11 protein-coding genes are annotated in these 11991 nt (G+C 65.4%); 9 read left to right on the top strand and 2 right to left on the bottom strand.

Annotation, left to right across the window (positions count from 1 at the left end; all coding sequences use genetic code 11):
- Nucleotides 1-6: 6 nt before the first annotated feature.
- Nucleotides 7-2004 carry a reprolysin-like metallopeptidase gene (locus FHS47_RS17020; protein WP_167030934.1) on the top strand — a complete coding sequence of 666 codons (1998 nt, stop codon included), beginning with the start codon at nt 7-9 and terminating at the stop codon, nt 2002-2004.
- Between the two features lie 6 nt (nt 2005-2010).
- Here the strand turns inward: FHS47_RS17020 and FHS47_RS17015 are convergent, their stop codons facing one another.
- A complete protein-coding gene (locus tag FHS47_RS17015) occupies nt 2011-3291 on the bottom strand; it encodes a flavohemoglobin expression-modulating QEGLA motif protein (protein WP_167030931.1) in 1281 nt (426 codons plus the stop codon).
- Nucleotides 3292-3336: 45 nt separating this feature from the next.
- The gene (locus tag FHS47_RS17010) at nt 3337-4083 is read right to left on the bottom strand and encodes an FAD-binding oxidoreductase (protein ID WP_167030928.1); all 747 of its coding nucleotides are present in this window, start codon (nt 4081-4083) and stop codon (nt 3337-3339) included.
- Nucleotides 4084-4166: 83 nt separating this feature from the next.
- Between FHS47_RS17010 and FHS47_RS17005 the strand changes: the two genes are divergently transcribed.
- From FHS47_RS17005 to FHS47_RS16970, 8 genes are all read left to right on the top strand, one after another.
- Nucleotides 4167-5099 (top strand): ABC transporter ATP-binding protein, encoded by a 933-nt coding sequence (locus FHS47_RS17005; RefSeq protein WP_167030925.1) that lies wholly within the window; start codon nt 4167-4169, stop codon nt 5097-5099.
- Complete coding sequence (locus FHS47_RS17000; protein WP_167030922.1) at nt 5096-5869, top strand: ABC transporter permease; 774 nt, start codon at nt 5096-5098, stop codon at nt 5867-5869. The genes FHS47_RS17005 and FHS47_RS17000 overlap by 4 nt, the downstream gene beginning before the upstream one ends.
- 16 nt (nt 5870-5885) lie before the next feature.
- Nucleotides 5886-6605: a pseudouridine synthase gene (locus tag FHS47_RS16995; protein WP_167030919.1), complete on the top strand. Its 720-nt coding sequence runs from the start codon at nt 5886-5888 to the stop codon at nt 6603-6605.
- Nucleotides 6606-6780: 175 nt separating this feature from the next.
- Nucleotides 6781-7947, top strand: a complete 1167-nt coding sequence (locus tag FHS47_RS16990; RefSeq protein WP_167030916.1) for a hypothetical protein — start codon at nt 6781-6783, stop codon at nt 7945-7947.
- Nucleotides 7944-8786, top strand: coding sequence for a hypothetical protein (locus FHS47_RS16985; protein ID WP_167030912.1), 843 nt, complete (start codon nt 7944-7946; stop codon nt 8784-8786). The genes FHS47_RS16990 and FHS47_RS16985 overlap by 4 nt, the downstream gene beginning before the upstream one ends.
- 69 nt (nt 8787-8855) lie before the next feature.
- Nucleotides 8856-9956, top strand: coding sequence for a hypothetical protein (locus FHS47_RS16980; protein WP_167030909.1), 1101 nt, complete (start codon nt 8856-8858; stop codon nt 9954-9956).
- Entirely contained in the window at nt 9956-10876 is a 921-nt protein-coding gene (locus tag FHS47_RS16975) for a hypothetical protein (RefSeq protein ID WP_167030906.1), read from the top strand. The genes FHS47_RS16980 and FHS47_RS16975 overlap by 1 nt, the downstream gene beginning before the upstream one ends.
- Nucleotides 10864-11991: a hypothetical protein gene (locus tag FHS47_RS16970; protein ID WP_167030903.1), complete on the top strand. Its 1128-nt coding sequence runs from the start codon at nt 10864-10866 to the stop codon at nt 11989-11991. The genes FHS47_RS16975 and FHS47_RS16970 overlap by 13 nt, the downstream gene beginning before the upstream one ends.

Here is an 11991-nt window from a genome sequence, read left to right as displayed (position 1 = left end):
TTCGACATGCCCGCGCGTCATCCGATCATCTATGCCCTATCGGGCCTTCTCGTACTCGTGTCGTCGGCCGTCCGGGCGGACGAGCCTCTCTGGCGCGACGCGCCCAAGGTGCAGCAACGCCCTTCCGCCCGCCTCGCGCCCGACCTGCGGGCGTCCGCCCGCCGGGTGATCCTCGACCGCGGTGCCTTCGCGAAAACGATGCGGCGCATGGGAAATTCCACCTCCTCCCTGGAACTGCCGCTGCCGGGTGGCGGCAGCAGCACCTTCACGCTGCGGCCATCCGGGGTGATTCCGCCAGGCCTCGCCTCGCGTTACCCCGAACTGAAGAGCATGCGTGGCGAGGACGCCCGCGGACGCCGCGTTCGCGTGGACATGGGGCCGGACGGCATCGGCGCCGCCGTCAGCGATCCCGCCGGCGACTGGTTCGTCCGCCCGGAAGCGCCCACCGATCCTGGCGTAGCTTCCGCCGACCGGTATCACGAGATAGTGCGGCGATCGGCCGGCCGCAAGAGAGCCCATGCCGAAAACATGGAAGGTATGGCGGCCACCGGCACGAACGAGCCTTCGCGTCCACGGATGGACACAGGGGTGTATCGCACGTTCCGTATCGCCATGACCGCCACGCCGTCCTACACGAAAAGCCACGGCGGAACGCGGGCCCAGGCCCTGCAGGGCATCGTGACGGCGGTCAACCGCATCAACCGCATATACGAGCGGGACTTCGGTGTGCACCTCGTGCTGGCCGAAGACAACGACAAACTGGTGTTCACGCCGAACCACACGGATCCGTTCGTCGACTTAGATCCCAACGACGAGTCATACGACAGGGAAATGGCCCTGCGGAACGTGGAAGTCGTCGCGCGAACCCTGGGCGAGGATGCGTTCGACGTGGGCCATCTGCTGGATGCACGGCGTGACAGCGGCATCGTCGGATCGGTCGGCACCACCTGCACGCGTTGGACGGGCAAGTCGGAGGATCGTGAGCTGGCCAAGGCCGCTGGCATGACCGGCAGTGCAAAGCCCTTCGGCGACCCCTTCCATGTCGATTTCATCGCCCACGAACTCGGGCACCAGTTCGGCGCATCGCACACATTCAATGGCTGTACGCGCAATCAGTGGGCAGCGGGAACGGCGCTCGAGCCCGGAAGCGGCTCTACCGTGATGGGATACGCAGGGCTGTGTGGCGCATATGACCTGCAAAGCCAGTCGGACGACTATTTCCATGGCGTGAGCATCGAAGAGGTGGGGGCATGGCTGGCCGGCCCGGGCGGCGCATGCGCCCCCACCGAGCCCGCCCGCGTTCGTACGCCGTGGCTCGACACGGAAGGATGGCAGCGCCCGATGACGGTTCCGGCCCGCACGGCGTTCCAGTTGGCCGGCATCGCGCAATTCGCGGAACCCGACGCGCAGCTCAGCTACACGTTCGAACAGATGGATCTCGGCGATTTCCAGTTCGACACGACCCTCGCCGATCGCGGCACGGGGCCCCTCTTTCGCTCCCGCAAGCCCAATGCCGATGGCACACAGACCTTCCCCGCCATGGCGGTGCTGCTGGGCATCGAGCCGGCCGACCGAGGCGACACCCTGCCGACAAGCGATCGCCGACTGCGTTTCCGCATGACGGTTCGCGACGAGCGCCAGGGCCTGCGATCGCCCGCCGTCTATGCCGACCGCACGGTAAGGGTGGTGGATACGGGCCGGGCTTTCGCGATCACGGCGCCGGCACAGTCGGCCACCCTTCGGCGCGGCAACCGGCGGATCGTGCGCTGGGATACCGCGGATACGGTGAAGGCCCCCATCGCCTGCCCGTCGGTGCGCATCGACCTGTCGGTGGACGGAGGTTCCACCTTCCTGGAGACGCCGCTGGCGCGGCAGGTACCGAACGAAGGCCAGGCCAGGGTGCAGATACCCGCTGATGTTGCCGCATCGACCGATGCGAGAGTCCGCGTCGCCTGTGCCGATGGTCGCTTTTTCGCCCTCTCGCCGCGGATACAGGTGCGTTAGGGATGGTCAGAGGCCGAGGGAAATTTCCTCGGCCTCGACGCCCGCCATGTGGATATGGTTCACGAACAGCGAGAAGGCCAGTTTCCCGGCCAGGCCGTGCACGTGCTGCATCCACGGCGGCAGGTAGCGCGGCAACACGATGTCGCCGCTTTCGAAGTGCGGTTCGAGGCTCATCACGTCGTGCAGCGCCAGCTTTCCCGCGAACAGGTTGCGCAGCAGGTCGAGCCGGCGTTGGCGCAGCGCCCAACGGAAGAACGTGTGCACCGCCAGCAGGCCGCTCAAGTACACGTTGTCCTTGGCGAAAGCCGAGCCACCCGTGAGCGGCACGCCCCGGAACACGCGCTGCGCCGAGTGGAAGCTGTCGGCCACGTTCTGTCCGCAGTCGCGGAAATAACGGAACACGTCCACGAAATCGGCGCCGTTGAGCGCCATGTCGATGGCGAGGATGCGCAGACTGATGCGCTTCAGCCGCGAAATATCGATGGCGCCGGACATCAGTTCGGCGAACACGGCCAGGCCTTCCTGCGTTGCCGTGACGCGCGGCGACGTACGCGCCAGCGAGGCCAGGACCGGCTGCTCGCGGCCATTCAATGCCGTGAGCGAGTGCACGAACGCTTCGTGCGCCAGCAACTGGTGACGGTCGTATTCGGTGAAGCGCACGCCACCCCGCAGGCGGATGCGGGTGGCGCCGGCGGCAGCCTTCGCCGTGAGTTCGGGGTCCACCTGGACCGAAATGGTGCCGGGTGCGAAGAAAGCGTCCAGCCGCTCGCTCATGTCGCGGCGGAGTTCCTCCGCGGGAATGCTGCCGGTCGCGTCCTCCGTTTCCAGGTCCGCGCCCAGTTCGTCGGCGAGGTCGACGAAATATCGCGCCGCGTCGAGGTTGCTGCGATTGCTGCCCGGGATGGCGTCGCCGGGCTTGCCGTATAGCTGCACCGACGTCTCGGTGACCCGGTCCGTACCGGCCCCATGCAGCATGTCCGCCGCGATGCGCCACGATTCGGCCGTGCGCCTCAGGTAGTCCGCAATCGGGTGGTCTTCGTCGACCTCCGCTTCGATGGCCTCCAGCTCCGCCTTCGTCTGATCCAGCACCGGGGGGTGATAGCAGATATCGGGAATCGACACGCGGCCCGCGCCGAATTCTTCGATCAGCCGCTCTTCCACGGACGCCGGCCACGACACGGTGGGCAGGATACGGATGGTGCCGGCCGCGGCCAGGAGGCGCTGGTCGAGCGCCGCGTAGCGCCGCATCTCGGGGGAAAGGTTCAACGAAGGGGCGGTCGCATGCATGGTTGGCGATTATAGGCCCTGCCCGGCGTCTGCCTTCGCGCGGCCCTACCGCGAGGAAATGTACTTCTCGCGACGGATATGCTGCACGGCCAACCCATGTTCCTTCAGTGCCGAGAACGCAGCGTCCACCATGTTCGGATTGCCGCAGAGATAGGCGATGTCTCCCTCGGGGTTCGGCTCCAGCTCGGCGAGCATGTCCTGCACGTAGCCCAGACGGTCGTGGGGACGCGGATGGGGGCGGGCACCGCGGGACAGGCAGGGATGGAAGGTGAATCCTTCATGCGCGCGCGCGAAGGCTTCGAACTCCTCGCCGTACAGCAGCTCGCCCTCGTTCCTTGCGCCATACAGCAGCACGAAGCGGCAGCCGCGCGAGGCCATCAGCGCTTCGATCTGCGGCAGCATGGCCCGGTAGGGGGTAACGCCGGTCCCGGTGGCGATAAGGATGTACCGGCTGTTGGTATCGCCGTCCATGAGACAGAAGCGGCCGTAGGGCCCGCTGGCATCGATGGTGCCCCCATGCTCGAGGCCACCCAGGAGGGCCGTGGCCGCGCCGCCGTCCACGTAGCTCACGGCGATCTCGATCCGCTGCACCGGACTGCTGCCGTCGCCGACCGTGCCCACGGAATAGCTGCGCTTGGTGGCCTTCCCATCGTCATAATGGAAGTGCACCTGCAGGAACTGGCCCGGCACGAAGGCCAGTGCCTGGCCGTCGACCCGCTCGAAAGACAGGTGGCGAACCGTCGGGGCAAGCATGAAGCTGTCGACGAGGCGCAACTGGAACTGTTCGGCCATGGAAAGTCTCTGTTGACGCCGGGGAACGAAAGCCGCCCGGCAAAGCCCGGTATAATAGGCGGCTTGTCATTTCGGCGCAGCCCATGACCACTCCCGCTTTGCACGTCAACGATTTACGGAAGACCTACGGAAACGGCGTGGAGGCCCTGAAGGGCGTCTCCCTCACCGTCCAGCCGGGGGATTTCTTCGCCCTGCTCGGCCCCAACGGCGCCGGCAAGTCCACCCTCATCGGCATCCTTTCTTCCCTCGTGAACGCCTCGTCGGGCGACGCCGAGGTGTTCGGCGTGTCGATCCACAAGCATCGCAGCGAAGCGATGCGTCTGATCGGCCTGGTTCCCCAGGAGATCAACTTCAACCAGTTCGAAAAACCTTTCGACATCTGCGTGAACCAGGCCGGCTTCTACGGCATCGGCCGGGCCGAGGCCTCGGAGCGCGCGGAGCGGTACCTGAAGGAGCTTCGCCTCTGGGAGAAGGCGCACCACCAGGCACGCATGCTGTCCGGCGGCATGAAGCGGCGCCTGATGATCGCCCGCGCCATGATGAACGAGCCCAAGCTCCTGATCCTCGACGAACCGACCGCCGGTGTCGACATCGAGATCCGCCGGTCGATGTGGCAGTTCGTCAGCGGCATCAACGCCGCCGGCACCACGGTGATCCTCACCACGCATTACCTCGAGGAAGCCGAGCAGCTCTGCCGCAACATCGCCATCATCGACCAGGGCCGCATCGTGAAGAACACCACGATGAAGAGCCTGCTCGCCACGCTGGATGTCGAGACCTTCGTGCTCGACGTGTCGAGTGTGCCCGACGCCCTGCCCTCCCTTCCGGGCGTCACGCTGCGCAAGCTCGACGACCACACCATCGAAGCCGAAATGTCCCGGGCCCACGATCTCAACTCCCTGTTCGCCGCGCTTTCCGGGCACGGCATCACCGTCACGTCCATGCGCAACAAGGCCAACCGCCTCGAGGAACTGTTCGTCCGGCTGGTCGAGCACGGCCGGGAGAACGCGGCATGAGCGGCGCCACGAACCTTGTCGCCCTGGGCACCATCGTCCGCCGCGAGATCATGCGCATCCTGCGCATCTGGACGCAGACGCTGATCCCGCCCGCCATCACGATGACGCTGTACTTCGTGATCTTCGGAAAGCTCATCGGCAGCCGCATCGGCACGATGCACGGCTTCACCTACATGCAGTACATCGTGCCGGGCCTGGTCATGATGAGCATCATCACGAACAGCTACGGCAACATCTCCTCGTCGTTCTTCGGAGCCAAGTTCGGCCGCTTCGTCGAGGAAATGCTGGTTTCGCCCATGCCCAACTGGGTCATCCTGCTCGGCTACGTCACCGGTGCCGTGGTGCGCGGCGTGATCGTTGGCGCCCTGGTGCTCGTCATCGCGCTGTTCTTCACCGACCTGCACGTGGCGCACCCGCTCATCACGTTCCTCTCGGTGGTGCTCGGCGCCTCGGTCTTCTCCCTGGCAGGCTTCGTCAATGCGGTCTTCGCGAAGAAATTCGACGATATCGCCCTGGTGCCGACCTTCGTGCTCACCCCGCTCACCTATCTCGGCGGCGTGTTCTATTCGGTAGACCTGCTGGGCGAGCCCTGGCACACCATTTCGCTCGCCAACCCCATCCTCTACATGGTGAACGCCTTCCGCTTCGGCGTGCTCGGTGTGAGCGACGTACCCATCGTCACGGCATTCGTGGTGATGCTGGTGTTCGTGGTCGGACTGGCGGCAGTGGCCCTGCGCCTGCTCACCCGCGGCGTCGGCCTGCGTTCCTGATCCGGCGGCCGGGTTCATGCGGGTCAACAAGTACATCAGCGAAGCCGGCCTCTGTTCGCGTCGCGAGGCCGACGAACTGCTCGTCGCCGGCCGCGTGACCATCAACGACGAGGTCGTCGGCATGGGGGCCAAGGCCCTCGAAGGCGACGTCGTCAAGGTCGACGGCGAGGTCGTGGTCGCCCGCACGCTGATCGCCAGCCCCGCCAAGAGCCGCGGCGTCTATATCGCCCTCAACAAGCCGGTGGGCATCACCTGCACCACGGACACCACGGTGGACGGCAACATCGTCGACTTCGTGGACCACCCGCAGCGCATCTTTCCCATCGGCCGCCTCGACAAGGATTCCGAGGGCCTGATCCTGCTGACGAGCAACGGCGACATCGTCAACGAGATCCTCCGGGCGGAGAACCACCACGAGAAGGAATACCTCGTGGCGGTCAACAAGCCGGTCACCGAGGAATTTCTCGCCGGCATGGCACGAGGTGTCCGGGTGCATGGGCAGATGACCCGCCCCTGCAAGGTACGGCGCATCGCGAAGTACGGCTTCTCCATCATTCTTACCCAGGGCCTCAACCGGCAGATCCGCCTCATGGCGGCGGCGTTCGGTTACCGGGTCACGCAGCTGCGGCGCGTGCGCATCATCAATGTGAAGCTCGGCCATCTAAAACCCGGGCAGTGGCGCAACCTCACTGAAGCGGAGTTGCGAGGCCTGCTGCCGGAGCGCCAGATCTGGTAGGCACGCCCGCGCCACTCTGCCAATGATCCATCCGGCGTTCTGGCGAATTCGCTTACACCAATGCGATCCCATACCTCGCCGGATGACGGAGTAATCCGACAGCCGCATCGCGTGACATCCCTTCTAATGTCGCTTCGGCGCGACACCCCGGCGCGCCATGACCCAAGGAGGGAACGTGGCACAGAACGTGTGGTTGGCAGCCGTGTCCATCGCATTCCTCGCGCTCTCACCCTGTACGAATGCCAGTGATGCCGCCGACGGCGTCGACGTGGCCAAGGTGCTGCTGGCGACGCGAGCCGACACCTCGGCCGGCACGACGATCGACGGTTCGCTGGCGGCGTGGCGGGAGCAGCTTTCGCCAAGGGCGGGCGAGCCCTATGGCCCGCCCGTGGACAAGCCGGCGTTCGCGAGCGAAGAGTACTGGCTGAAGATGCTTGCATCACTGCCAACGATGAAAGCGCACGGGGCCGAACAGCAAGCGATACGCGCCCTGCAGTGGGACCTGGGCACGACCAAGGCACGCCCAGGGAAGGACATTCCGCACGAGGCAATGGAGAGGGTCGACCTTTCGCGTCTGTACCCGCAACACCAGGACCCCCTGGTAGTGGCCGGCATCGCGAAAGCGGGTGTGGATGCGGATATCTTCAGCGCAGCGCTTGCCGTCACCACCGACGATCATTCGACCGTCGCGGCAAACTACGCGGTGGCCGCCCAGATCATTCGCGACCGCGCGCGCGCGTACCCCCGTGAAGCCTGGCCGCGCATGGGCATCCGGGCCGGGATCGTCGACCGTCTCGTCGCATCGGCGATCCCGGAAGACTTCGCCGATCCCGACCGCCGCTACCTGTCGCTTCTTGTCGAGCAGGAAGCGCGGACACGTCGAGTCGGCCTGCGAAACCAGTACGGGCTGCGCGCGCTACCCACGCCCTATCGGGTCGCCCGCCTCGCCGCCGCGTACCGGGACGGCCAGGGATACGCCCTTGCCAGCACGTTCCCATGCGGACCCGATGGCTCCCATCAGCCCGGCGCCGGCACACAGGCGCCGGGCGACCATCGCCCACTGTGCTTCGCCGATGCCAGCGACAACGCGGTGTACCGCTGGTACGCCGACGAGATGTGGAACCAGGCCCACCCGGCGTGGAAGGCCAGCGGCGAGCACACATGGATCGCCCTGATGTTCTTCGCGCTCAGCGAGGTGCTGTTTGGCGTGGACATCGTTCCGTCGCCGTATTTCGTCGAGAGGGAGATCGCCGCCGAGCTCGTGGACGAAGGACTGGTCGCCGAAGTGAAGGGCGACGCCGCGGCGGAATACGAATCGTTACTTACCTGCCGCATCCCATGACCAGACATCGCAGCCAGATCGCCCACTTTGCGCGGCGTACGCTCCTTCTTCTCGCCATGGCGGGGACGTCCGCCGCCGCCCTCGCGCAGGAAGTCGAATACATCCCTGTCGACGACGCCGATAGCGCCGTCGTCGCCGAGCTGTCCGACACGTTCACCCGCTACGCCTACAGCGTCGACCGCTGGTTGAAACTGGAATCGCCGAAAGAACCGTATCTTACGCAACGCAATGTGTTTTCGAGTTTCGAAAGCGGCTTCAAACGGGCGACGGTGGCTCGTCTCGAATACACCTTCCCCATCGAAGGCGGCACGGAGACCCGCGTCTACCACGCCATGTCGGGCGTCGAACCCGACGAGGCCTTCGCGCGATTGCTCTCCGCGAAAGACGGCGTATCGCTGAAGCCGTTATCGTCCGTGGCAGACCAGTTCCGGAACACCCGATGGGACGTGCGCGCACGCAGCGTGGACGAGGCGGAATCCGAGCTGCACGCCGCCGAGACGGCGGACGGACTGGATCATTCCGCCGATGCCGAACTCAAGGCCTTCCGGACACTGGAGCGCGAACTGAAAGAGGGCAAGGTCGCCGCCGGGGGCCAGCTTCGCGTCAGGGTGTCGAAGATTCCCTGCGAATCCTGCCGAAAAGTCTTCGCCAAGTTCACCGACCGCTTCGGCATGTCCGCGGAGATCGCCTACACCGAGGAGGGAAGCGAGGCATACGCCGCCTTCGACGAGCGCCGCAAGGCGGTGTTCCGCACAGTGCGGAACAACCGCGCGGGCGTCCGGCCCTTGCGACCGCTCGAGGGAAACCTTCCACCCGAGCGCCTGCCCGTGTGCGACTAACCGGCCGGCGCCCCGCGCATTCGAACGCCAGACTGGCGACACCCCGCCCCCCAAGGAGATCCACTCGACATGATGTCAATCCTCCGGCTTGCCGTGCTGGCATGCCTGATTCCCTTCCCCGCCTTGGCGTCCGAGACCCAGGACCCGGAGATCTACGCGGCTATCGTAAGCCATCGCATCGAGCACTCCGGCGCCGCCGAGGCCTTCAACGGCTCGACCCATGCCTTCCTCGACGATCTGCTGGTCACACCCGCGTCGCCGTTCTCGGATCTGAAAGCCGAGCCATCCATCGTCAGGTCTCCATGGTGGAAGACGATGAGCGACAAGCTGTTCCCGCAGGCCGATGATCCGGAGGCAAGGGCCTTGCGTGCCCTGCAGCTACAAACGGGCGTGACGAAGGCACGGCCTGGCGTCGACTACCCGGTCGAACCACACGTCGCTGCGCTCTATCGCGGAGCCTATCCGGCAGCGCAGGCCATCAAGGCCGGGGTCGACCCGGACATCTTCTGGCAGGCACGCATGCTCAATGGCAGCCAGTTCGCCGAGGCAGCCGGAGAGGCTGTGGCACTTCAGATCCTGCGCGATCAGATGAAGAGGAACGACACATCCGCTTATACGGCGATGGCTATTCGGCCGGAGGTGCTTGCGCGCTACATGAGCGCACACAACCCCGACTACGTCAGCGATGAGGATCGCCATTACTTGGGTGGGGTGCTACGAGGCGCATTGTCATCCCGGTTGCCGGCCTATGCTTCCGGCGGCCTACCGTCCGGACTTCCCACCATCTACCGCGTGGCCCGCATTGCGGCCGCCTATTCCGACGCCGCCGGCTACGCCAATGCTCCCACCTGCACGGCGGCCGACCTGCCCATTCCGGAACCAGGCATGCCCTTCTGCTTCGCGGCCGCAACCGATCGGTCCGTTCGCTCCTGGTACCACCGGGAAATCCTCTGGCAGGAGGTGAAACACCCGCAGGCGAAGCAGGCCACCGGGTTCGAGAAGCTGGTGCAGTTGCTCTCTCCCGCGTTGTTCCTGTTCGACGGAATTGCACTGCTCGAGCTTGCCGAGGAGGCGATTGCGTCGGAACTTCTTGCCGATGAAGCCATTGTCGAAGAGGAAGCCGCGCTGACCGCCGAGCGCGCCGAAAACATTACCTGCAGGATCCGTTAATGAACCGCCATCTCCACACCCTGCGCGCGGCGTTGGCCGCCTTCCTCCTGCTGGCATGCACTTATGCCGCTGCCGGCGGAATCGAGTTCCTTCCTGGCGCCGCCAACACCAAGGGCATCCTCGAAGAGGAAGCCCGCTTCCACCTCTACGCGTTCCAGAACGCCTTGCAGCAGTCGAAACACGCCCCGTTCGTGAACGACGAAAACCTGATGAGAAAGTTGCGCGACCATTCGTTGAGGTCGACGGTCGCGCGAGTGGAATACAGGTATAACGGCGCCCGCGCACCGCGCGTTTATCACTCGCGCAGCGGTCGATCGATCGAGGGTACGCTGCGCTGGATCGCCGACTCCGGCAGCCCGACCGGAAGCGATTCCACAAGCGGTTCGGAAGGAAGCTGGGCCGTGGATATCGAGGAGGATGTGGCGGAACAGCGCTTCTATCCACGCCTTGGCGCCAACGAGGTTCGCGTTTCCGCTCGGCCGCAGGCCGGCAGCCGGTTTCGTCCTTCGGGGCGACATGGCCGTGATGCGGAATTCAAGGCTTTGCGCGAACTGGAGGCAGACCTGAACAAGGCGATCATTCCGCCCGGCGGCGAATTGGAAATCTTCGTCAGCCAGCCCCCGTGCGCCTCCTGCACCCAGGCCATCACCCAATTCGCCGATACGTACAAGCTGCGGAACACCGTGGTGCATCACCTGACGAGCACGAAGGACGTTCCGGCAGCCCGTTGGAGCCCGAGCCAAAAGGCTTACTCCGAATTCTTCACCGGCCGCAGAACGACGATCAACGGAACGCTTGTCACAGGAAAGGTGCGAGCCGCGAATCCCAGAGGGGAGAGTGAGGCACTTGGCCTGCTCGAGGAAGCGGAAGGCTTCCAGTCCGGACGACTGAAAGCTGCCAAATCCGCATGCGTACCGTGAGCAAGGGTGCCTGCATGGCCGCACTCGTGCTGGCGATGCCAGCCTCGTGCTACGCCACGCGCATCACCGGTATCGACGTGGTTTCGATCATGCAACGCGAGCGCATCGCACGGGTGGGACCGCAGTGGCCCGAGGGCTATGGCACCGCTGCGCTCATGCGCGACATCCTGGTGGACCCTGCTTCGCCGTATAGCGATACGAACCGTTCGCCGGCCTTCGCCAACGAACCCCACTGGCAGGCCACGCTCGACGCACTCGGCGACCGCGTGGCATCGGATCGCGATGCGCTGGAGGTCTTGTACTGGGACCTGGGCGTGACCAAGGCGCGCCCCGAGGGCGACTTGGCAGCCGGCACCATCAGGTATTTCAAGGACCCGTTCATCGCCGCCGGTGCGAGGAAGGCCGATGTGGACCCCGACATCTTCTGGCACATGCTCGATGTCACCGGGTACGCCCATTCCACCAAGGCGGCCTACTACGCGGTGGCCCTGCAGATTCTCCGTCGCCAGATGCAGGATATCGTTCCGGAAAGACGCGCGGCCCTGGGCGTTCACGCCGACGTTTTCGAGCGCGTCATGGCCGCGCGCCACGACGAGGAGGTTTCACCGCACGATCTTCGTTACCTGTCCGCCCTCGTGCAGCACCGCATGCTGCACTGGCGGCCGGGCAGCCGTGCCTCCACGGGCCTGCGGGAACTGCCCGTGGCCTATCGCATTGCGCGGATCGCGGCTGCCTACCGCGACGCCCGGGGATATCTCATAGGCCCACCCTGTCACGCCGACGGGTCTCCTGTGACGGGCACCGCCGGTACGGGTGTGGAAGGGGACCGACGTGACCTTTGCTTCGCAGGCGCCACGGATCGCGCCGTGCATCGATGGTATGTGGAAGAAGTTCGTTTCCAGGCGAGGCCCCGGCCGCGTCGCCCACCGGCACACGACTCCTTGTTTTCCGCTATCGCCCTGCTGGCCCTTCCACTGCTGGAGATGGCACCCGTATTGGAATTCGTGGAAGCCGTGGTGGCCGATGAACTGGTGGCTGCCGAATCCATCGAGGCCGAGGATGCCGCGGCGGCCGCCGATCGAGCCGACCTTGTTACCTGCCTCGCTCCGGAATGA

The organism is Luteibacter sp. SG786 (assembly GCF_011759605.1).
Classification (GTDB): Bacteria; Pseudomonadota; Gammaproteobacteria; order Xanthomonadales; family Rhodanobacteraceae; genus Luteibacter.
Note: the sequence above shows the minus strand (reverse complement) of the source record. Positions and strands in the feature narration are given on the sequence as shown.